General features: G+C 67.3%; 12 protein-coding genes. 6 read left to right on the forward strand and 6 right to left on the reverse strand.

The window, feature by feature from the left end:
* The first annotated feature begins 9 nt into the window (after window positions 1-9).
* The 5 genes from ABZV38_RS21550 (at window position 10) to ABZV38_RS21570 (ending at window position 7,564) form a co-directional block, all read left to right on the forward strand.
* The gene (locus ABZV38_RS21550; RefSeq protein ID WP_356329230.1) at window positions 10-1,251 is read left to right on the forward strand and encodes an MFS transporter; all 1,242 of its coding nucleotides are present in this window, start codon (window positions 10-12) and stop codon (window positions 1,249-1,251) included.
* A gap of 273 nt (window positions 1,252-1,524) precedes the next feature.
* Window positions 1,525-2,118, forward strand: a complete 594-nt coding sequence (locus tag ABZV38_RS21555; RefSeq protein ID WP_356329232.1) for a flavodoxin family protein — start codon at window positions 1,525-1,527, stop codon at window positions 2,116-2,118.
* Window positions 2,119-2,544: 426 nt separating this feature from the next.
* Window positions 2,545-3,465, forward strand: coding sequence for a hypothetical protein (locus ABZV38_RS21560; protein WP_356329233.1), 921 nt, complete (start codon window positions 2,545-2,547; stop codon window positions 3,463-3,465).
* A 489-nt stretch (window positions 3,466-3,954) separates the two neighbouring features.
* Complete coding sequence (locus ABZV38_RS21565; RefSeq protein ID WP_356329235.1) at window positions 3,955-6,624, forward strand: ATP/GTP-binding protein; 2,670 nt, start codon at window positions 3,955-3,957, stop codon at window positions 6,622-6,624.
* 4 nt (window positions 6,625-6,628) lie between these two features.
* Window positions 6,629-7,564 carry a phosphotransferase gene (locus tag ABZV38_RS21570; protein WP_356329237.1) on the forward strand — a complete coding sequence of 312 codons (936 nt, stop codon included), beginning with the start codon at window positions 6,629-6,631 and terminating at the stop codon, window positions 7,562-7,564.
* Window positions 7,565-7,747: 183 nt separating this feature from the next.
* On the opposite strand, the gene ABZV38_RS21575 is transcribed toward ABZV38_RS21570, so the two are convergent.
* Both ABZV38_RS21575 and ABZV38_RS21580 read right to left on the reverse strand, forming a co-directional pair.
* Window positions 7,748-7,945, reverse strand: a complete 198-nt coding sequence (locus tag ABZV38_RS21575; RefSeq protein ID WP_356329239.1) for a DUF397 domain-containing protein — start codon at window positions 7,943-7,945, stop codon at window positions 7,748-7,750.
* Complete coding sequence (locus ABZV38_RS21580) at window positions 7,942-8,790, reverse strand: helix-turn-helix transcriptional regulator (protein WP_356329240.1); 849 nt, start codon at window positions 8,788-8,790, stop codon at window positions 7,942-7,944. Before ABZV38_RS21580 ends, ABZV38_RS21575 begins: the two co-directional genes overlap by 4 nt.
* A gap of 224 nt (window positions 8,791-9,014) precedes the next feature.
* On the opposite strand from ABZV38_RS21580, the gene ABZV38_RS21585 reads away from it, so the two are divergent.
* Window positions 9,015-9,647 (forward strand): ATP-binding protein, encoded by a 633-nt coding sequence (locus tag ABZV38_RS21585; protein WP_356329243.1) that lies wholly within the window; start codon window positions 9,015-9,017, stop codon window positions 9,645-9,647.
* 184 nt (window positions 9,648-9,831) lie between these two features.
* On the opposite strand, the gene ABZV38_RS21590 is transcribed toward ABZV38_RS21585, so the two are convergent.
* From ABZV38_RS21590 to ABZV38_RS21605, 4 genes are read right to left on the reverse strand one after another with little or no spacing between them, the layout of a single operon-like run.
* Window positions 9,832-11,688, reverse strand: coding sequence for a DUF1998 domain-containing protein (locus ABZV38_RS21590; RefSeq protein ID WP_356329245.1), 1,857 nt, complete (start codon window positions 11,686-11,688; stop codon window positions 9,832-9,834).
* Between the two features lie 3 nt (window positions 11,689-11,691).
* Complete coding sequence (locus ABZV38_RS21595; protein ID WP_356329247.1) at window positions 11,692-14,943, reverse strand: helicase-related protein; 3,252 nt, start codon at window positions 14,941-14,943, stop codon at window positions 11,692-11,694.
* The gene (locus ABZV38_RS21600; protein WP_356329249.1) at window positions 14,940-16,856 is read right to left on the reverse strand and encodes an ATP-dependent helicase; all 1,917 of its coding nucleotides are present in this window, start codon (window positions 16,854-16,856) and stop codon (window positions 14,940-14,942) included. The genes ABZV38_RS21595 and ABZV38_RS21600 overlap by 4 nt, the downstream gene beginning before the upstream one ends.
* Window positions 16,853-21,652 carry a DEAD/DEAH box helicase gene (locus ABZV38_RS21605; RefSeq protein ID WP_356329251.1) on the reverse strand — a complete coding sequence of 1,600 codons (4,800 nt, stop codon included), beginning with the start codon at window positions 21,650-21,652 and terminating at the stop codon, window positions 16,853-16,855. The genes ABZV38_RS21600 and ABZV38_RS21605 overlap by 4 nt, the downstream gene beginning before the upstream one ends.
* Window positions 21,653-21,746: the final 94 nt, after the last annotated feature.

Raw genomic sequence — 21,746 nt, forward strand, 5'->3', positions numbered from 1 at the left:
GCGCTGAATATGGTCGCCAGGGGGTCGTTGGGGCGGCAGTTCGGGTGGCTCTGGGCGTCGTATGCGGTCAGCACATTCGGTACGTGGCTCGCGTTCGACGCCTTCGCCTTGATCGCGATCCTCGTGCTGCACGCCGGGTCGACCGAGGTGTCGCTGCTGGCAGCTGCAGGGCTGGCGGTGGGGGCGGTGGTGGCGGTGCCGCTCGGTCCGTGGGTGGAGTTCCGCCGCAAGCGGTCGGTGATGGTTGCGATGGACCTGACCCGGTTCGCAGCGTTGATGAGCATCCCCACGGCCTTCGCCCTCGGCCGGCTCGGCTTCGCCCAGCTTCTGGTTGTGTCGGTCGTCGTCGCCGCAGCCGACATCACCTTCACGGCGGCCGGCGGCGCATGCCTGAAAGCGCTCGTGCGCCCGGAGGCCCTGCTCGTCGCGAACGGGCGGTTCGAGTCCACGACATGGACCGCCACCATGCTCGGACCGCCGCTCGGCGGGGCCGCGATCGGGTTGTTCGGCCCGGTGATGACGGTGGTGGCCGATGCGGTCAGCTACCTGCTCTCGGCAGTAGGGATCCGTGCGATCGGCGGGAAGGAGCCGCAGCCCGCGCGAACCGATGCGCCGCGGCGACTGCGAGCCGGTGACCTGGTCGAAGGGTGGCGGTACATCCTGACCCACCCGGCGCTGCGCCCGCTGTTCTTCCACACGATCCTGGTCAACGGCCTGATCATGGCGACCTCGCCGCTGCTCGCCGTCCTCATGCTCGGCCGCCTCGGGTTCACGCCGTGGCAGTACGGCCTCGCCTTCGCAGCACCCTGCGTCGGCGGCCTCGTCGGCTCACGGCTGGCCCGCCCACTCGTCGCGCGCTTCGGGCGGCACCACGTCATGCTCACCGCTGGGGCCCTGCGTGCGTGCTGGCCCGTCGGGCTGGTCTTCATCCGCCCCGGCGCTGCCGGGCTGGTGCTCGTCATCGCCGTCGAGCTCGGGCTGATCACCTGCATGGGCGTGTTCAACCCGGTGTTCGCCACCTACCGGCTCGAGCGGACAGCGACGGACCGAGTCGTCCGCACCTTGTCCGCGTGGTCAGTCACCAGCAAGGCCACCATCGCGGCCCTGACCGCCCTGTGGGGCCTGCTGGCCGGCATCACCGGCCCCCGCACCGCGCTCGCGATCGCCGGTCTCCTCATCCTGGCAACCCCGCTCCTGCTGCCCCGACACGACGACACGCCACAGCGCGAACGGGAACCGGCCGGAGCCTGACAGGGCACACCGCAACGCACCGTCCGGTGGTGCGGTCCGCGCCACCGGTCCGAACGCAGAGGACGTGACCGGCTCCCGTCAGCCCAACCCCACATCGTCAGGTAGCGACAAGGGGGCTCGTTCTCACAAATGACCCTCTCGGTGTCACGAATGCGGAGGCTGCTCGGTCTGTTAGGTACAGGTCGACTCCGAGCCGCTACGTCGGATGATCCTCGACCTCCCGGCTCCCGAAGGGAGGGAGTCAGCCGAGCCACTGCCAGAAGGAGAACCTTCATGATCACCCCGCCCAGCGTCGCGATCGCCTACCACTCCGGCTACGGCCATACAACCGTCCTGGCCGAGGCCGTGCGTGACGGCGCTGTGGAGGCCGGAGCCGTCGTCCACCTGATCAAGGTCGACGAGATCACCGACGAGCAGTGGGAGCAGCTCGACGCCTCCGACGCGATCGTCTTCGGTTCGCCGACCTACATGGGCACGGCTTCCGGTGCCTTCCACCAGTTCGCCGAGACCACCTCCAAGCGCTGGATCGTCCACTCGTGGAAGGACAAGCTCGCCGCCGGATTCAGCAACTCCGGCGCCAAGAGCGGTGACAAGCTCCACACGCTCCAGTACTTCACCGTCCTGGCGGCCCAGCACGGCATGACCTGGGTCAACCTCGGCCTGCACCCGGGCTGGAACAGCTCCACCGCCTCCGAGGACGACCTCAACCGCCTCGGCTTCTACCTCGGCGCGGGCGCCCAGACCCACACCGACCACGGCCCCGAGGAAGTCCACAAGGCCGACATAGCCACCGCCGAGCACCTCGGCCGCCGCGTCGCCGAGCAGGCCCGTATCTACGCCGCCGGACGCGCGGCCGTCGGCGCCTGAGCCAAGGACCGCCCCGCCTGCCCCGCTGCCGCGGAACCCGAAGCCCACACGTCAATGGAGACGTGACGAGAGCGCGCTGCGCCTGTCGGCAGCACGGTGCCCAGATCGAATTCATGCAGCCGGTACACCCTCGGGTGTGCCGGCTGTTCCGATCCGAACGGGTGACGGGCCGGGCCCTTCAGTCCGGTGCGCCTGACCTGCACCGAGGGCGCGACGCGAAGTCCCGTTCGCATGGTGGGAGATGACGATAGTGCGGTACGGTGACGAAGTCGTCACGCTCTGTGTGTTCACGCGCGCATAGGGCGGCCCCCGGCGGTGCACCAACACCAACCGAGGGCCTTCATCACCAGTGGATCGAGACCACCGGAAATGCTGCGTCATGTTAGCGCGCCGTCTCGGCGCTACACGAAGGCATCGCACGATGTCGTGCGCCATCCGCGTCTGAGCAGTGACGCGAAGATCCTGCTCCTGTACGTCCAAGGCCTTCCCGAGGACACCCCCTGCAAGCCCCTGAGCGAACTCGCCAAGAAACTGGGCATCAAGGGCCGCACGTACCAGAAGGCGAAGGAACAGCTGGTCGCGCACGGATACGTACACGAGTGGCGGACCCAGGGCGGCCGAGGCCGCTGGGTCACCGAGCAACTGGTCGCGAACAACCCTCTGACGAGTGAGCAGGCAGAACATCTGCGAGGGGCCCCGCCCACCACCTCGCCACCGAGTACGCAGATTCCGACGGTCGGTGAACCGGCCGCCCGGACGGTCGGTGGCTGTAAACCCATAGAAGACCACAGTGATAAGACCACTCCCCACCCACCCTCCGAAGAGCCGACGACGGACCCGGAACCCGAACCGATGCCGAGATCGGCTGACTCCCGCCAACTGGCCCGCGCCGAACGGGTCCTGCTCTCGCTGCGCCACACCCGTCGCGAACTGCACCTGGGAGTCCGCGAGGCCCGCGCACTGGCCGGGGAGGCCGTCAAGTGGCTGGAGCGCGGGCTGAGCGAGTCCGACCTGCGACAGGCACTGCTCGCCGAACGCCCGGAAGACGGCGTGCGCTCGGCGTTCGGCTTCCTGCGCTACCGCCTCGTCCAGAAGCTCCCCGCGGACCCGGCCCCGCCCCCGCTGCCTCAACTCCCGTCGGCCGCTGCCCTGGTCGTCTGCTCCTCGCCCGGTGAGGAACACGTCTTCCGCCCCTTGGGAGACGAGACGGAATGTGCCCCGTGCCGGCAGTCCGCTGCGTACGCGACCTTCTACGGCGCCCCCGCACCGGAGCCTGAGCACATCCCGTGGCGCGAACGGTTCGCCGAGATCAACGGACTGGCCGCGGCTCTGCCGAGTGAGGGCTGACCTCGCCCGCCGCGGGGACTGCTACCAGCAGGGCTCACCGAACGACCACGGCAAACGATGTACGGACGCGGCGGAAGCTCTTGTGCCCACTGCGGCCGGTATGGCTCATGCACTCCACGTCGACACGCGCGGAGTCTGTCGAAGGTTCCGCGGCCCAGTCGCACCAGAGACATTCGGCCTCGTGCGTGATGTCCGTGTCGGGGTGCTCGGTGATGCGGTGGAGCACGTAGCGGTACACAGCTCGGGCACGAGGGACCGTCATGTGCGCTCCCTGTGGTGTCGTCGTAGTTCAACATTGCAGTCGGCGACCGTCGACCAGTTACCCATCGCGGCAGCTTCCTCGCGTTCCCGTGCGAGTGCACTGCACACATCGCATCCCTGATGGCCCGGGCGTGCGACGTTGCCCGGCCACATACCTCACTCTCAGGGAATCCTCCCGTGACTGGCTGTCAACATGCCTGCTGGTCTGGTTGAGTTGAGCTTGTCTACATGGGGGGCTACGTGGCCAGGTCCGATCTTCGCGCGCTGTTCCGGTCCAACGATCGCGAGCTTAAGGCGGTCGACTTCTTTGCGGACCGGCGTGACGAATGGGCCACCGTCGCGGACTCCCTCGTACGGCATACCCGGTGGGTGCGGCGACCCGGGTTCGACGTGGGGGATCTGGAGATCCCTCGGTGCAACGCCCTCGTCTTCTACGGGGTCGGCGGCATCGGCAAGTCCACCTTCTCGCGCGGCGTCGCCGAGCACCTGGTGGACGGCTCCGCACGCGGCGGTAACTGGGCGCCGTTGGAAGCCGAGGTCGGACGGGTCGTACCCGTACGCATCGACCTGTCCAACGATTCCGGCGCTGACTTCGAGACATTGATGCTGGCGCTGCGGCTGGCGGCATCGGAGCTCGGGGAACCCATGCCGGCCTTCGACCTCGCCTTCCAGCGGTACTGGGAGCGTAACCACCCCGGGGAGCCGGTCGACGAGTATCTGCGACGGCGCACCTGGTTCAGCAGGTTCCCCGGGACACGGTCGCTATCGGGGCAGATGCAGTCGGCGCTGTCCGACATTGCGCAGGCGGTGGCCCTGCCGGGAACCGCGGGCGCAGTGATCGGGCAGAGCGTCGGTGTGGTCGTCCGGGCCCTGCGCGAACACCGGCGGCAGGTACGTGCGCTCGCGGAGTGCCACCGGCTGGCCGACCTGCTGGAGGCCGACCCCGACCTTGAGGCACTGAGTTACTACTCCCATCTGCTGTCCTGGGACCTCAGCCGGGTACCGTCGAAGAAGCGGGCAACCCTCGTTGTCCTGCTGGACACCTTCGAGGACGTCGGCGACCGCGTGCACCGCGATCTGGAGCGGCTGATTCAGCGCGTGGTGTGGCTCATGCCGAACGCCCTCTTCATCATCACTGGCCGCAACCGGCTCCAGTGGGACGACCCCAAGCTCGAAGGCCAGCTCGACTGGGCGGGCCCGGAGTGCTGGCCGTTGCTGGTCGGCGGTGCGAGCGAGGAACCACGTCAGCACACGGTCGGCTACCTCTCGGCGGAGGACTGTGAGATCTACCTGTGCGAGCGGCTGACCATCGCCGGGCGGCCGCTGATGGACGACCGCACCCGCCACCTGATCACCGCGAACTCCCACGGCCTGCCGCTCTACCTGGACCTGGCGGTCATGCGGTTCCTCGACCTCTACCGCCGCCACGACCGCGCCCCGGCCCCCGGCGAGTTCAACCTCGACTTCCCCGCCCTTGTCGCGCGTACGTTCCGCGACCTCACCCCGGACATACGCCGTGTACTGCGTGCCGTCAGCCTGCTGGATTCCTTCTCGGTGGAACTGGGCACGGCCGCGGCCGGCCTCGACCACGACGCGCCCGCCCTCGACCTGGTCGAGCGGCCGTTCGTCGACACCGACCCCGGTGCGCCCTGGCGGTACCGGCTGCACGATCTGGTGCGGGACGTGGTGCGGGAAGCCGACCACACGAGTGAGGACCGGTGGAGCGAGGCGGACTGGCAGCGCGCGGCCCGCCGCACCTTCACCGCACTCGGCCGCGAAGCAACTGGTGACGACCGCACCCGCCTCGTGGTCGCACTGCGGCAGGGCCTGCGCCTGGCCCGCGACTACCGGCTGGACCTGGGCTGGCTGGCCGACGCCGCGTTCCGGTACGTGGACGACTTCGTCTGGGAGCCCATCGAACTCCCGGTCCTGGACGAGAGCGGAGGGGACACGATCGGCACGCCCGCTGAAGCGCTGGCCGTGACACTCTTGGCGATCGCCCAACGACAGCGCGAGCACCGCGGACGCACAGCGGACCGACTGCGTGCGGTCCTGGCATCGGACCAACTCCCCGACGCACTGCGCGAACTGCCGCGCTACTTCCTCGCGGAATGCGAGCGCGACCTGGGGCACTTCGACAACTCGCTGGACGGGATGCGCCAGGTCGCCGATGCCGGAGGCCGTCTCGCCCCCACGGCCGCACGTGGCCTGGTGCACCTGGCCCGCCGGATCGGTCGGTTCGAACGCGTACGCATCGCAGTCGACGCGCTCGGGCCGGAGGGCCGGGCCGACCGGGCCCGCGGCGACCTGTGGTGGACGCAGGGCAACATCGGACCGGCCTGCTCCGCCTACGCCACAGGCCGGGACGAGGCACTCGGCCTCGACCAGCCGGGCGAGGCGGCGCTCTCCCAGGCATGCCTGGCCTTCGCCGCCGCCTTCCAGGACCGCCCCCGCGCCGCGGAACAGATCGCCCGCGCCGAGGACATGCTCGGCGGGGTGTCGATCCGCTGGGCGGACATCCAGACCGCCATCGCCACGCTCGTACGGGACGCCGGTGTTGCTGTAGACCTCCCGCAGCGCGCCGAGGACACGGTCACCCGCGCCCGCGAGGCGGGACTGACCTCCTCCATCGCCTACATCCGCCTCGCGGTCTGCTTGCACTTCCTGGTGCTCGGACACCCCGACCTGCTGGACGAGGCGAGGGGGCGGCTGCGCGCGTGCGTACGCGGGGAGGAGTTCGCCTACCTGGCAGAACTCTCGTACCTGATGGCCGACGAGGAGCCGCCGGCCGACCTACCCCGAGCGAGGTGGCTGGACGGGCAGGCCTCCGTACGGGCACGCTGGGTGGCGATCGTCGAAGATCGGCGCCGTGAGGCTGCCGCGATCAGAGGAGAATGATCAGGTGGCGAAGTACACCACGCTGGAACAGATCGATCTGCCGGCCGTGGCCGACAACTATGGCCTCGACGATCCGCAGCTCGCACCGCTGTCGGGCGGCGCGGCCAACTCCAGCTTCCGCCTCTCCACCGCCTCCACCGAATTCGTCCTGACCATTCTCGACAACCACGACACGGCAAGCGCCGAGTCCCTGGCAGCCCACACCCAGGCGCTGTTCCTCTTGGGCGTGCCGACCAGCGCGGTCGTACCCGCCACCGACGGCTCTCTCATCACACACTTCGACGGCCGACCGGTGATCCTCAAGGTGTGGACCGAGGGACGGGTGGAGCAGCCGCTGCCGGTGAAGCTCCTGCCCGAAGCGGGCCGCATCCTCGCCCAACTGCACGCGCTCTCAACGCAGTCACCGGGCCTCACCGACATCCCGGTCGGCACCCGCCGCCTCTCAGCCGACCACGAGGCCCTCATCCCGGAACTCCCGGACAGGGAGTTCGCCGCCTGGCTCACCGACCGGCTCAGCCGCATCCACCGGGCCGAAGCGACGAGCCATCGGCCGCGAACGGTCACGCACGGGGACCTCTTCGACGACAACATCATCGTGCGGACCGACGGCAGCCTCACCGTCCTCGACTGGGAGACGATCTCCCTCGACGACCCGCTGCTCGACCTCGGTATGACGGCGGTGGGCCTGGCCCAGGAAGACGGCGAACTGGCACCGGAGCGAGTGAAGGCCCTGGTCGCCGGCTACGAGCAGATCGCCCCGCTCTCGGAGGAGGACGTGGCGGCGCTCCCCGGGGAGATCACCCACGCGGCGCTGATCATCGCTTTCCACCGCTACTACCGGCACCACGTGCGCTTCCCGGACCCGAGCCAGGCCACGTACCACCTGGAGATGATCAGGTTCGTGGAGTCGGTGGAGGGTGCTTTTCAGGTGCTTGGCTGACGGAGCTGGGCAGGGTGCAGGGCGCCCGGGGGCTCCGTTCGCGGGACCGCACCGCTATCGAAGCCGTGGACACCGTGGACGTGCCTCCGCCGCATCACCAGCACAGCCCGATCCGGAGGGCATGACCGGCCGTCGTGGTAGGGCGAGCGGGGATGGTGGCGGCCTTCGCTCTCACCGATCGGATCAGAGCTGGCGCAGACGAACCGACGAGATGAACCCGGCCCACGCATCCCGCTGTACGGCGATGTGGCGACCGTTCGGACGCTTCGAGTCGCGTATGCCTACGGTGTGGTGCAGGTCGGCAACCTCGACGCATTCGCCACCGGCGCCGTTGCTGTAGCTGCTCTTCCGCCACTGAGGGGCGGTGGGAGGCAGGTTCATCGTGAGTGTTCCTCCATGGCGGAACGGATCAGCGCAGCTGATCTCTGCGGGCTCAGTGCGAGGGCCCTGAGGTGGTCGAAAGCCCGGGTGTAGACGCTGACATCTGATGGAAGTTCCAGGTAGATCGAGTCGGTGAGACCCTCCCTGTACACCACATCGGGGTCCTCCTGCTCAGGGAAGCCGAGCACGGTGAAGGGCCCGGTGGTGGGATACGCCCCGGCGTCGTACAGCAGCACCTGCACCGTGACGTTCCTCAACTTCGACATCTCCAGCATACGTTCGAGTTGGGCGGTCATGACCTTTCGACTGCCCATCACGTGCATGAGGGCGCTCTGGTGGATCACGGACCAGAAGTCGGGGCCGTCCGTAGCCGTCAACAGCTCCTGGCGGCGCATGCGTACGTCGACGAGGCGCTGGATCTCGTCGTGGGGGAGGTCGGGCGTGACGCGGCTCATCTCGGTTGCGTACTCAGATGTTTGCAGCAGGCCGGGCACGAACTCGCCCTGGTAGGTACGCATGTTGCAGGCGGCCTGCTCCAGCCCCACATACACCGAGAACCACGACGGAATGGCGTCCCCGTGGGCGTGCCACCACCCCTTGGTCTTCGATTCCTTCGCGAGGGACTTCAGCAGGTCGCGCAGTTCGTCGGACGTCCCGTAGAAGCGGCACAGGGCGTCCACGTCCGAGGGCTGCACCCGACCCTGGCCGGTCTCCAGCCGATTGACCTTGGAGCCGCTCCAGTCGAGTTCCTTGCCGACCTGATTGCAGGTCAGGCCGCTCTCGTCACGGAGCTTCTTGAGCTCGATCGCCAATCGGCGGCGGCGTGCTGTGGGTGAACCGGCCACTTCAACTCCCCTTTGTGTTGCTGAGGTTCCATCCCATCGGAATCGGTGGCCCGGGCCAATCACCCGAAGGAGCGAATCTCGCCGTGCACATTGCATGAAGGGATCGACGGTTGGCATTCTCTGTTGCGGGACGACTGTGAGTCACCGCACTTCACAAAGGGTGAGGAGTGGCTGCTTGCTCCGGCGAAAGGCGTGCGCTCGTGGTGAACGGGATCGACGGCTGCATGACGCGAAAGCCCTGGGGACTGCCCTTCCTGGCGGAGCCCGAAGAGGTCGCCGGGCTGAGACGAGTCGTGCGGTTGCACCTGCGCCTGTGGGGACTGTCGGACGTGGCCGACGCCGCCGAGACCTGCGTGAGTGAGCTGGTGGCGAATGTGATTCGGCATGTCGGTGAGGGAACGCCGTGCACGCTCACGGCCGAGATGCGGGACACGCATCTGCGGATCGGCCTGCGTGACCCCGACACCCGCGCCCTCCCGACACTTCTATCGGCCGGTCCGGACGCCGAGGCGGGGCGCGGGCTGGCATTGGTGGATGCGATGTCGGACCGGTGGGGTGTGATCCTGGGTGCGGATTCCAAGCTCGTCTGGTGCGACCTGGCCACCCGACTCGGTTCGCCCAGAGGGCATGTCGATGACGGGAGGGTCGCGAAGGGTGAGGCCTGTTTGACCCTCTACTCGGGCGGCGTGGCGTCGTGCCGCGGAACGGGGCGAACTCATGCCGCCTTCCAACAGGAGGCGGCGATCGATCTGATCGCCGACCTCCTCCACTGGCTACTTGCCCACGGCTACGACCCGGACGAGGCGCTGGACCGGGCCCAGATGCACTTCGAGGCGGAGCTGATCCAGACAGGATGACACCGCGATCAGAGCAGCAGTGCTTCGCTGAAGAACCCGATCGATGGGTCCTCCGGAGTCCCGATCAGCAGGGCGCGGTCGAGGAGCCCGTTGTTGTGCTCGCAGCTGGTCTCGAGTTCTCGTGATGTGAGCCGATCCGGTGGCCGGGGTGTCTGCGGGCCCCGGGCCGCCTGGGCGTTGGGCGTCAGCGAGTGAAGAAGCCCCGCACCCGACCATCCGGTGTCCCGACCAAGGCTGCCCGGTCGAGCAGGATGTTGTTGTTCTCGCAGCTCGTCTCGGGGAGCAACATGCAGGCGTGACAGGCGGCTATGTTCAGGCTGTCCGCACCGCTCGTCTCCGACTCCATGCACAAGGGGTCGTTCGAGCACCAGCTCGCTCTGTATAGAGCGGCCCGAAGGGTCTCTGCGAGACGGTCCGGTTCACCCTGCGCGACGACGCCGCCGAGGCTGCCGGCGGAGTCGCTGGAGGCCGTGTAGATCAGCACGCCCGCCATGTCTTCGTCGCTGTAGAGCCGCTCACGCAGGGATGCGGCCGGGTAGCCGCCGTCCAGGCTCCATTCGTTGATCAGTGAGTGAGCCAAGGCGTGCAGAAGGAGGAAGCGGGGCGTGGCGGGTGAAGGAGGAACCAGCTTGTCCGAGTCGCCCGCCCGTGCTGACAGCAGCCTCTCGTGGTTCTCGCGGATCCGGGCGGCGCGAGCGACCTGTTCCGGTTGCTCCTCCCAGATCCGAAGCCGCTCCGGGTCGAGGCGAAGGAACACGCCTTCACCGCTCACTTCGAAAGCCGGAAGCCAACTCGGCTTTGTCAGCGAGATCGCTGCCTGGCGCAGCTGAGAGTCGGCCGGACTCGGTTCCTCCACGCGCCGGAACGACTGCAGTGCCCGTACCTCGCGCAGCCGCTTGACCAACATCACCTGGGCCAGCCCATGGGACGAGCGCAGAGCATCGACCGGAGTGATGGGGGGCTCGCAGACGAACTCCTGTTCCTCTTCGGCAACCTCTGGGTGCAGTTTGGAAAGGCTTCGGTACTCACCCTCGTACAGTTCCCGCCGGTAGTCGACGGCGCGCTTTGCGGCCTCCGTACCATCGATCGGTTCCGCAGAGGCGACTTCGGCCGCACGCCTCTGCTCGACCTCGGCGACCACATCGTCCTCGGTGTAGTTCGGGTGGTGACGCAGCAGCTTCACGATGCGCACGTACGACTTGATGGAGGCGGGGTCCTCGTCCTTGAGAGCGTCGTAGAACGGTGCGACGAGTTTGGCGATGCCCTGACTCCACGGCGGGATGGACAATGCCGAGTACATGACAGGGAACCAGACTGAAGACGAACCTCGCTGGAGTGTGCGCGGTGGTTCCTGGCAGCTCTCCACCGGAGCGTCCTTGAGCCAAGGGCTACGACCACCGCACCGGATGCCGAGGTCCCGGAGGGCCTGGCGTCGGAACGACCCCTCCATGGACACCTTTTCCACCCCGCAACTGCAACCGATCAGCACGGCACGCAGCGATGCGGTCGAGCCGTCGGCCTGAAAAGTCAGTTGGCCCCCGCAGGCCCCGGAACCCATCCGGTTGCCCCGGTGAACCCATTTCCAGTAGGGGAAGTCCTCCAGATGTCCGTGCGTGCAAGCGATCACGAAGCGGGACGGGACCAAGCTCTCCTGGCAGGTCGAGCACTCAGCTCGTCCGGCCGGCGAGTTGAACTTACGGAAAGGCTGCAACTGATGGCAATGAGGGCATGAGTACATCTCCGGGAAGCGCACCGCTCGTACGCCGTCCCGTGCCGAGTCGGGATCGGGAGCCGGTGGCATCCGGAACCCGGAGACACCCAGCTGCCGGGCCAGCCGGGGCTCCGAGATGAAGGGCGCCTCGGAGATGTCCCACGAGTCGATGCCGCGGATGAGGAAGGACTCGTTCTCCACCGCGATCATGGCTCCGACGCCGTACGTAGTGATGAGCTGGGCGCGTCGGATCTCGCCGAGCTTGCGGACGGTACGTGCCGGAGCAGACGGGAGGCCGCGGCGACGGGTACGGGGCGGGACGGGGCCCATGGCTCAGCGCTCCTCGAAGAAGGTGGACGAGGCATCTACGTCTCGCAGACTCCACAGTGTCTTCCACGGCGACACGTCGGCCGACTCGTCGTCGTAGTTGGCCAACAGGGCGGGCCCGCGAGAGCCACGTGGAGCCTCGTACACGAGGTTCGGGCGGGCCAGCGCCTCGTCCCGCCACCACTCGATGAACTCCTCGAAGGCCGCGGTGGTGGCTTCGAGCTCGGTCGGCTCGACCGCCGAAACCCGTTTGAGCAGGACCTTGCCGACCTGCTCGCGGAGGTCGGTGTGGAAGTCCTCAACACGTGCTGCCGCTTCGTTGGCCCGTGCGGCAGGCAGCATCAACCGAGCTAGAGCCACCACCACGGAGTGCAGTCCTCGGTCACGGGCCCGGGCGGAGAACGGCGTGACGCTCGTGGACTCCACCTCGCGGTACAGGGCGGAGTGGAAGCTCTGAAAGTCCTCGTAGTGCGAACGATCCCTCGAACGCGTGGAGTTGAGCATGATGGCGACAAGGCCAGGGTGTTGTCGACCCACGCGACTCGTTGCCTGGATGTACTCGGCAGTGGTCTGCGGTTGCCCCATCACGGCCATCAGTCCGAGCCGGTCCACGTCGACACCCACAGAGATCATGTTGGTGGCGAGCAGTACGTCCAGCACTTCCGGGCTCGGGAGTCGGCGCTCCACGTCCTTGAGCCGGCGGGAGATGTCACTGGCGTTCGCCCGGCTGCTCAATTCCGTGAGAGCGTCTGCGCGACGCGCCTTGAGCCCGTCCCGTACTGCGAGGTGACCCAGTCGCTCCTGGACGTCGTCGAGGACTTGGAGCTCTGCCGCCGAAAGCAGACGCAAGCTGTTGAAGTAGCCGACCAGAGTCCAGTAAGCGTCCTTCACCTCAGGTGGGGCATCGTGGGTGTGCGCCCTATGGAGCAGGGCCGCGTAGACCCGGATCAGCAAGGTGGCCTGGCTTGTGCTGGAGGTCAGTAGGCCGACGTAGCAGCGGGCCGCCTTGCGCTCGCGTGGTGTCTCCACGGCGAACCAGGAGTCTCGTGCGTCGAGGCCGCCGGGAGGAAATTGCTCCACCGAACGGGCGAAGAGCCGGGTGCCCTGCTCGTCGGCGCGTCGGATGGTCGCCGTCGAGGCGATGACCTTGGGGCGTTCCGCCAGGGCGTCCACGGCTGTCTCGTACAGGCCGGTGAGCGTGCCGAGCGGTCCCGAGATCAGGTGGAGCTCATCCTGAACGATGAGTTCGGGCGGCCGGACCCCGTCCACGTCCCGGTTGAACAAGGCCGCAGACGCGGGCCGCCAGGGCATTGAGGCGAACTTGTCGACCGTCGCGATGACCAAGGTCGGACGATGGGCGTAGACGGCCTCGTCGACGAGGTGTACCGGAAGCCCCCGGTGGAAGTCGCAACGACCGGAGGGGCAATTCACCGTCATGCGTTTGGCATCACTATCGACCGCGTAGTCCCGCGGGCGCAGCGGCTCGCCGCACCATGGGCAGTTCCGCAGTTGGACCGGGTTCTCGGTCTGCAACTGGAGGTTCTCGTTGCGCATGAGGTCCGCCAGTTTGCCTTCGGTGACCGCCAGCGTGTTGGGGGTCGCCGAACGGCCCACCCACATGCCGATGGAGATCTCCTTGTGCCCGAGACTTGCCGGGTCGGCGGCCCGTAGCCGGTCCATGGCGCAGATCAGTGCTGCGGCGCGCTCGAACTGCTGGAGGGTGAGGAGCCGGAGTGTGTACCGCATGAGCACGGTGACGCCTGCCCCGTCCTCCCCGTCCCGCAACCGCCGCAGGAAGGTGGTGAAGGCGATAAGCCCGAGGTATGCCTCCGTCTTGCCGCCACCTGTGGGGAACCACAGCAGGTCCGAGATCTCTCGGTCCTTGTGGTCCGGATCGACGATCCCGGCGAGGCAGAGAAGCATGAAGGAGATCTGGAAGGGGCGCCACCGCCCGGCCTGCTCGTCCGGATGGCCGGATCTGCCGCTCTTGATCCACGCGGTACGTGCCCGCTGGTCGGCCATCGCGAGGTTTGCCAGCTGGAATGCCCGTAGAACGTCCGGCCGGTCGGTGTCTTCCAGCAGATCCACGCCTTCACGCATCCGGCGCAGAGCTCGCCGGCAGAGCAGGACCTGATCGGCCGCAGCCTTGCCGTCCTCCGTGTCGCGCAGCAGACGAGCTTGATCCTCCTGGGTCTCGATCCACCGCTCGTATCCCGCCAGCAGGGCGCGAAGCGCCGACCCGACCTCATGGGACGGGGCGGTTCCCAGCTGGTACATGGTCAGTGGTCTGTTGTCGATCCCGGGGTTCGAGTCGGTCAGCAATACCTCGTGGGAGGGGACGAACTCGGTCCGCAGGGCGGTGACCGTCGGAGGATCGATCGATACGGATCCCACCGGAGGCGGCGTCCAATCCCAATGTGCCGCGCACCCGTGGCCGGTGGCGAAGCTCGGCACATGGCGGTGCAGGAGCCTACTAAGCGCCTGCTCCGAGTCGACCGCACCCTGAGTGGCCGTCCGCACCACGAACACCGGGCTGCTGCCGTCCTCCGCCGTGACGTTCATCACCGGCTGGTAGAAGCAGTGCGCGTCGCGGAGGTCGAATCGGCCGACCTCAAGACTGTTGACGACCGTGGCCGTCACGGTCACGGTCCCGTCCGACGTGGACCGGGGACGGACCAGCACGCGCAGTTCCAGCCCCGTGTGAAGAACGAAGGGATCGAGCAGACCGGGCTGAGTGACGTCCACATCGACGGGTTCGATCCGCAGGGCGGAGCGCCGCCAATGCTCCCGCTGGGCCTTCGTGCTCCGTGCCTCGGTCCGCTTCGCGGCCACCGGCTTCCCTTCGACATCCTCGGGGAGGTAGACGGCAGTGCGTACGGTGAACCGGATCCGGTTGGACACGGTCGGGTCCACGGCAAAGGTAAGGCCGATGGACGACGGCATCCGGACGTTCGCCAGCGAGACGCCCAGATCGCCGGGCCCGTCCTCGACGTCCCGACGGACGCCGAGCGGTACCGTGTCGAGCCCATCCCGCTCGGACTCCAGCTCCCCCTGCTCGGCCATCCCGGCCCGGGACGAGTTGTCGGAACGGTCCGGGCGTGAGCGGGGGAAGAGCACACCGACCGGGTACATGGTGATCGGCGCGTCATCCGTAAGCACCTCGTCCACACCACCCACGGGGCCGAGTAGGTCCTGCCGAAGGGCATCGAGGAGCGAGTCGCGCACCTCGTAGTGTGCTTGGTGGGTCGACCCGCTCATCCTTCGTTCCCCTCAGGTTCGTCCGCGTACCAGTGGAAACGCCCCAGGCCGCACAACCGGGGCGCGACCCAGGCGCCGTGCGTACCCAGTCCTGCGGCTTCGGTGGCGGCGGGACTGCCCGCCACACTCTCCACACAGTCGACCCTGAGGCCGGTGATCAGCTGCGGCCATCGATCGACCTCGGAGTGTGAGGTGCGGCGCAGCATTCGGTGCAGGTCGGTTCGGAAGCGCTCGGACACCACCGCGATCTGTCGCCCTCCGACCACTACCGCGTACGGAGGCGACTGGTCAGAGGCGACAGGGATGCCGTGCAACAGAACGAGTTCCGCCTCGGCACCGGCGGCGACATCGGTCACCAGGTGACGCCGGAGCTCCTCGGCGTCCTGTTGAAATCCCTCCGTGCCCGGAGGCTGCTCGTGGGACACGTCCGAACCGATCAGCTCGATTCCGTTACGGGCCCAGGTGCTGCGACCGCCCAGGTACCAGCGGTCGATCCTCTTGTCCTTCCGGATGAGCCACGAGTTGGGCGCGTCCAAGACGTAGAGGTCGTCCCGGGCCCGCGTCATGGCCACATACAGCAGCCGGGCCTCAGCAGCCGGGTCGTAGTCGTACTTCTTTTTCCGGACCGGGGCCGGCTCCTTCAGTACGTGTGGTTCGACGATCAGGACCCGATCGAACTCCAAGCCCTTGGCCCGGTGCATGGTCGATATCACGAGCGAGGACGGCTGTGTCGCGGTGAGCTCATCAGGCAGTCTGCCTTCGGCGAGCGCGCGGTGCAGCGCGACGACATCGAGGGTTCCTCGACCACGGCCCCGCGCTACTTTTCGTACCGACCGCCACAGCGCCTCCGGCACGCTGCCGACGGGGATCCGCAGGTCGACCAGTAGTTCCTCGAAACGCTCCCGAGTGAGAGCGGTCGTACCGGTCGAGGCGAGGAGTTCGGTGATCCAGACAGGGGCGGAGCGCTCGCGGGCCGAACGCTGCAGCGTGTGCGGGACGTCGGCGGCGGCCAGAGTGCCGGACAACGTCAGCGCCTGGCCGTTGTCGCGGCACAGGATGGCGGTGGTGTCGGGATAGTCGCGCAGGGCTGCCAGCACGAACTGGTTTTCCAAGTCCCCGAAGTTCGGCGTCGACAGCAGCAGCGCACGCAGGTCACCGTGGATACGCTCCGCCTCGCCGCCGGCCGCGGCCCGATCGCGGGGCAACCGCTGCAACGGGGAGCCGTAGGGCAGAGCCATCCGAGCCGCTTCGCTACGGGCTCGGAAGTTGTCGTCCAGGTGAAGCTCCACCAGGTCCTCGCCGAACGTGGCACGCACCCACTCCAGGAAGCGGTCCGTCTCCTCTGCCCGTTGATCCGGATCGGACACCTGAAACCCGTACACGGATTGAGCCGAATCCCCCACCACGGTGAACCCGCTGTTCTCCTGGAACCGGTCGAGCAGCGCCTCGACCATCTCCCGGCGGACACCGACGAGGTCCTGAACCTCGTCGATCACCACATGGGCCGGCACGTACTCGCCGCCTTCGACCGCCCCCTTGTCGATCGCTTCGGTAGCGGCCTCGATACGGCCGTCGAAGGTGTATGTCTCCCAGTCCACGTCCGGGTAGGCGCGGTTGAGCAGGGCTGCGGCCCAGCCGTCGAAGGTCTGGACACGGATGCGCTGCGCGGCGGCGGCGTGCCGCTCGATCCGGTCCGTGAGCTCGCGCACGGCGGCGCGGGAGAAGCTGAGTACCAGGATCTCCCCGGCCTCCAGTTCTTCGCGCTCCACCAAGACGTCGAGCCGCCGCACGAGGGTATGCGTCTTTCCGGCGCCAGCCCCGGCCGTGACCAGCACTCGGGCGTCCCAGGGCTGGTCTACCACGGCACGCTGTGAGTCGGTGAGCCGATGTTCGATGAGGGGGGCGATGGTCACTGGTCCCCGTTCCACAGATACTCGAACTCGGTGAAGGCGAGCTTCTCACCGTAGTTCGTGATGTTGTCCCGCACGTTCAGGATCAGGCAGCTCTCCTTGCCACCGTTCTTCGGGCCGCGCAGGCCGCGTCCGATCATCTGCTGGTAGATGTTCGGGCTGTAGGTCGGGCGGGCGACGACCACGGCACGGGTGGCCGGTGCGTCGAAGCCCTGGGTGAGCACGCCGTAGTTCGTCAGGACCTGAATCTTGCCCTTACGGAAGTCGTCGATCTGCTTCCGGCGTTCGTTGGTGGGCGTGGTCGAGTCGATCGCGGCGGCCTTGATGTCCCGGTCACCGAGCTTGGCGGCGAGCAGCTTGGCGTGGGCCACTGAGGTGGCGAACACCAAAACCGGCCAGGCCGAAGGCATGGCAGCGATCTCGTCGACGATGCGCTGACTGCGTCCGTGGTCCTCGGCCAGCCGCTGCTCGGCACCCTTGGGCAGGGTGGCGAACTTCTCGGATTGGGCCCGCTCGTCGGCTGTCAGCGCTATGGCAGCGCCGGGCAGCTCTCGGTGCTTCACCTGGGCCAGGACGCCGATGTGTTGCAACCCCTTGATGGCGACGGACAGATCACCGTCGAAGACCCCGGTGTCGAGGCGGTTGCCGAATCGCTGCACCAGCCGGCGGGTCAGGTCCTCGTTGTTCTTGTACGGAGTCGCAGTGAGACCGATCAAGTGGCGACTGGTGCGGTGGTGCGTGAGGCCGAGCTGTTCGAGCAGACGTGTGTAGCGGCTGGAGATCGCGGTGTGCGCTTCGTCGATGATGACAAGCGCGGCAGTCTTCCTCAGCCAGGTGTAGTTCTCCTTCTCCATGCAGCTGTCCAGCTTTGCGTCAGTGGCGACGACCAGGTGCGGGCGCCCGTCGACCGGGGTGGCCTCGTTCGACGACCAGAGCCGGCTGATGACCAGAGGATGTTCGGGGCCGACCTTCGACCAGACGAACTTCCAACTCTGCACGGCCTGCTCACACAGTTCCTCGGTCTGAGCGACCCACAGGATCGGGCCAGGCAGCTTTGCCCGGTCACGGATCCAGCGGATCACACCCTCCGCGGTGACACGCGTCTTGCCGGATCCGGTCGGCAGACTGAGCATGCCGCGCTGAGGCATCGGGTTCTTCAACAGGCCGAGCAGCGCCTGGGCGAGTTCCTCCTGGTACGGGTGAAGGGCAGGGAACTCAGTGGGACCGTCGATCTCCAGGCGGGGTTCCAGTGAGGGCACCTGGGCGCCGGCGAAGGAGTCGGGGAACCCGAGGTCCGTGACGAAGAGCAGAGCCTTCGAGCTCCCGGTGAAGGAGCCGGGGGCGCGGGTGGGGAAGTCCAGCGCGAGGTCGCGGGAGTGGACCCGAAGTATCGCCTCGCCGTGGGCGTTGAAGGCCATCTCCGCGATACGCCGTGAGTTTGGCTCGGCGCCGTGCTCATGGATCTCACTCTCCATGAGCCCGGGAGGGAGTTCGCCGCGCAAGGCGTCCTCACCGATCAGCAGAGCGATCTTGTCGATGATGCTCTCGGCCTCCCGCACCTCTCGCAGCCGATTCAGGAGGGTTTGGTCACGCTCCTGCTTCTCCTGGAGGGCCAGGGCCTGGCGGCAGCCCGCCACGCCCCAGCCCCACTTGAACTCCTTGTCAGCGGCCTCCAGCACCTGCTGCCGGTCGAGAGAGTCCAGTACGAGAAGGGTCTGGCCTTTCCTTGCGAACGTGAGTGGCTTCCGCTTGCTGCCCATGGGTGTCCGCATCACTTGCTCCAGCTGGGAGCAGCGCTGGATCTTGTGGCTGCTGCCCGCCTGTCCGAGACGGACCTTGACCGTGGGGAACTCCTCGAACAGGGATGTGGCAGGCCCGGCCTTCACGAGATCGAGTTCTCTGCTGATGACGTCCGAGACCTTGAGCATGCCCCAGTCCTCGATCATCTCCTTCGCGGTGGCCACGTCAGCCTTGTCGGTGACCAGGAGGGCGGGAAGTCGTTCACGGACGAGTTCCTGGAATTCCACCGCGTTCATCGCGACAGCGATCTCACTGTCGGGACGTCCCTCCCAGGACGATCCCACTCGGCAGCGGGTGAGCAGGCCCTCCGGGAACTCGAAGCCGATCCGGTGCAGCAGGGCGTACGCGCGCCCGATGAAGGCGTCGTCCTCGCTCTTGAGCAAGAGGTCCAACAGTTTGCCCCAGCGCCGGGTGGGCACTTCGTCGGCGGACGTGGGCATGTTGAGCCTTCGCGCCGTCTCTTCCGCGATCTCGGCGACGGGGAGCACAGTCCGGAAACTCTTGAGCTGGGGACCGACGGCCTCGGACACGCGGGTCAGACCCATGGAGGTCTTGACGAGCCCGTGCTTGTTGATCATCCAGCGCAGCGGGGATAGAACCGCCATGCGCGTGCTGGCGACGCTTCCGTACTGCATCTGCCAGTGCTGCGAGATGTCAGACGCCGGTAGAGCCGACACGAAGGCGGCGCGACCCTCTTCGGACAGAACGGGCAGCAGGTGCAGTGGTCCCAGCGTTGGAGCGCCCTCGACCGTAAGTCGGGTGATGCTGGGACGAGGGGCGGTGCTGGCCAGATTGCGCAGGTGTCGATCGTGAATGACCTGCCGGTACTCCTGGAACCACGTTTCTTCGTGGGGCCGGTGTCCGCCGGTGGGACGGTCGAACAGTCCGAGGTCGCGGAAGACCGACTTGTCGCTCTCGTGGAAGGTCATTTCGACGGTGACAGCCTTGTCACGGCTCCCGTCGGCAGGTACCACCGGGCCGGGCAGGAGGCAGTCGCGCATCGGCCGGTAACGACCGTCCAAGGTGCGGACACGCAGCGTCTCCATCGGCTTGGGCACCTTGGCGCGCACCCTGTCGACTTGCAGGCTGCCACCGGCGCTGCGCAGCAGGACCCAGAAGTTCGCCCACGCGTTGTTGTCGTAGTTGTCGAATCCCTGATCGAGGACGCCCTCGAACCGCCCCTGCGCGTCGGCGACCCTGATGCCGATGGTGTGCAGGTGGCGCGCCATTTCAGGACGCTCGGAGATTGCCGGGTGGACGTAGACCATGTCGTCGCGGAGATTGTCGGCAGAGGTGCGGTGGAAGATCTCACCGGCTACGGGGGCGACCATCCCGTGCTCCTCGGTCAGGATGATCCTGGCTGTGCGGGCCTCGGAGGTGATTTGGGAGTCCCCGCGCTGACGTCCGGCCTGATCCTTGAGCACCATGAGGGACAGAATTTCGATGGCGTGGGACGAGGCCTCCGCGGAGCCGTCGGAGACGAGCGCCTCGAGCCAGTCCTTGACGTTCTCGGGCGTCTTCCCTGCCGCGTCCAGAATGTGCTTCATCTTGCCGCGGCGGAGGGCGGTGTCGGAGGCGTCGACGGATGCGTGCACCCAGTTGGTGGGGCGGCCGCTGTACTCCGACCAGATCTGTACCCATTCCTTGTCAAGGTCAGAAGGAGTAATGAACAGATCGCGAGGAACCTGCAGTTCGCCGGTCTGGTCAGGCAGAGAGGGGCGCTCGGCAGCGATCTCCCAGACCCGTCGGAGGAAGTACTCGTCGGCCCAATTCAGCTTCTCCTTGGTGCGGCCCGGCAATAGGGGGAGGTATGCGGCGGGATCCTCGGCAGGCATGAGCTTGGGCAGTGTGTCGATCACCAACCGAGCCGCGACCTGCAGCAGTTCCCGGTTGAAAGGGCTGCCGTCGAGAAGGTGCTGGCGATCCTCATTGGTCTTCCACGGTGCGTTCAGGATGCCGGTCAGCGACACCTCATACTTTGTCGGGAAGAATGCCCAGAATGAGCCCTTGCCGACGGGTGCGGTGTACAGGCCGTTGCGGACGGTGTACTCGGGCACAGCCCAGGAGACCTCGAGGACCGGCCGGCCGTGCAACTCGCCCGCACTGTCCGCGGCCTCCCCCGTGGGGGAGTAGCTGGCCGAGAACACCTTCCACTGCTCTGTTGTCTGCTTGGCGCCGCGTGTCACCTCCCTGAGGGTGCGATGACTACCCTCGCGCTCGATCGAGATTTCTCTGCGCTTGGGGGGCATGGTGCGCTCGTCGTGCAGTAGCACCTGGCCGACATGGGAGGAGAACAGCTGAAAGTGGGCAGGGAAGGCGTCGGTCATCCTTCCATCGCGACTCCTGAAACCGCTGATGTCGTGTCCGAGGCGTTCGGCGGCACCGTGCAACAGAGGAAGACGGACGACGGTGGTAGCCCAGCGCAGGAGCTTGTCCAACACGCCGTCGTCCGCGCGTTCCTGGTCGACATCGAGAGGCCGGGCCATGCGGAGTACCGGGGTGTCCATGCCGATGTCGCCCTGTCGGCCGAGGGCGCGGCCGATCTCAGCGGCGGACCACTCCCGGTCGAACCCGAAGCCGAAGTCCCCGTTACCGCTGAAGAACTGGGGCGAGTCGGACACCGAAAGCACGGACTTGACGCCGACGCCGAAGCGTCCGATCTGCCCACCGCGCTTGCGGGACACGCTCATGCGCAGGATCGTCTCGGCACCCTCCGGCGTGACCGGGGTGCCCTCGTTCGCGCAGTAGAGGTGGGTGTCGGTCAGGACGACGTGCAGCTTGCCGCCGGGCTTTGCGGCGATCTCATCCGACGCGTTCTGGACGAGCTCGAGCAACTGGCGTTCGCCGTAGCCGCCCTGAGTGATGCGACGCTCGCCGTTGGCATGCTCCTGTACCAGCCCCGGGTCGACCTCGTAGGTCTTCAGGACGGTCGAGGACTGTCGGATCACGGTCGTGATCACGGGGGGCAGTGAAGAGTCGGCGAACGGCATGTCGGTCATGAAGCACCTGTCTCGAGCGAGAGAAACGAACCGAGGATGCGCGGGGGGATGCAGGGGTGCCGACGCGTGGTGCCGGCACCCCTGGAGAAGCAGT

Origin of the sequence: Streptomyces sp. NPDC005181 (genome assembly GCF_040608395.1) — a bacterium.
Lineage (GTDB): Bacteria > Actinomycetota > Actinomycetes > Streptomycetales > Streptomycetaceae > Streptomyces.